Origin of the sequence: Sphingobium jiangsuense (assembly GCF_014196495.1) — a bacterium.
GTDB classification, from domain to species: Bacteria; Pseudomonadota; Alphaproteobacteria; order Sphingomonadales; family Sphingomonadaceae; genus Sphingobium; species Sphingobium jiangsuense.
The window spans coordinates 1-1,058 of record NZ_JACIDT010000067.1 but is presented as its reverse complement, the minus strand read 5'-3'; the positions used below and the strand labels follow the sequence as shown (position 1 = coordinate 1,058).

1 protein-coding gene is annotated in these 1,058 nt (G+C 62.4%); it reads right to left on the bottom strand.

What is annotated here, in order from left to right; all coding sequences use genetic code 11:
* Positions 1-16 precede the first annotated feature (16 nt).
* Positions 17-965, bottom strand: a protein-coding gene (locus tag GGR43_RS23365; RefSeq protein WP_188074097.1) for an IS630 family transposase whose coding sequence is annotated in 2 segments (ribosomal slippage) — positions 17-622 and positions 624-965 — 948 coding nt in all. Because the reading frame shifts where the segments join, the coding sequence is not laid out codon by codon here.
* Positions 966-1,058: the final 93 nt, after the last annotated feature.

Sequence of the window (1,058 nt, the reverse complement as noted above, 5' to 3'; positions counted from 1 at the left end):
CTAGAGCGTTCTGCGATTAGATTGACGCATATCCGGAGTTTTTGAGGTAATTGGCGCATTCGTCGGGCGTGAAGGCATCGAGAAGGGTTCCGATGCGCCGCCAAGTTGCTTCGACGGACCGTTCGGCAGCCTTTCGCAGGAGGGTTTTGAGCTTGGCGAAGACCTGCTCGATGGGATTGAGATCCGGGCTGTAGGGCGGCAGGAAGAGCAGCCTTGCGCCCACGGCGCGGATGGCCTTGCGAACCGCCTCGCCCTTGTGGCTGCCGAGATTGTCGAGGATCACGATATCGCCCGGCGAGAGGGTCGGGATGAGGAACTGCTCGACATAGGCGAGGAAGCTCTTGCCGTTGATCGGCCCGTCGAGCACGGCCGGCGCGTCGATCCGGTCGTGGCGCAGCGCGGCAAGGAAAGTCAGCGTCTTCCAGTGACCGTGCGGCACCTTGGCCCGCAGCCGCTCGCCGCGACGGCAGCGACCATGGGTGCGCGTCATGTTCGTCTTGGCCCATGTTTCGTCGATGAAGACAAGCCGCCTGGGGTCGAGACGGCCTTGATAGCGTTTCCAGTTCGCGCGCCGACGCGCGACGTCACGCCGGTCCTGTTCGCCGGGCAGAACGCTTTTTTTTGAAGTTGATACCCTCGCCGATGAAGAAGCGCGATAGCATGCTCGTGTCCGCCCGCACACCACGTTCAGCCAGCAGCCGCGCCGACAAGGCCGACAGCGTGATGTCAGGTTCGGCCGCAAGAACAGCCAGAAGCCACTCCCGCTCCGGCTTCACCTTCGACGGCCTATGACCACCAGTTCCCGCGCAACGCCGGTCGCCTGCACGCTCATAACGCTGAACCCACTTGATCGCTGACGCCTCGCTCACTCCAAAACGCCGCGATGCCGAACGGCGGCTCTCGCCCCCATGCAACACCGCATCAATCACGCGATCCCGCAAATCCTGCGAATAAGCTCGCGCCATACAAACTGGCCTCCCTCGCCAGTCAGCCCTTGAATCACATCCCGGCCCCCTTGGGAATCCCCCAATGATTCAATCTATTCCCCGAACGCTCTA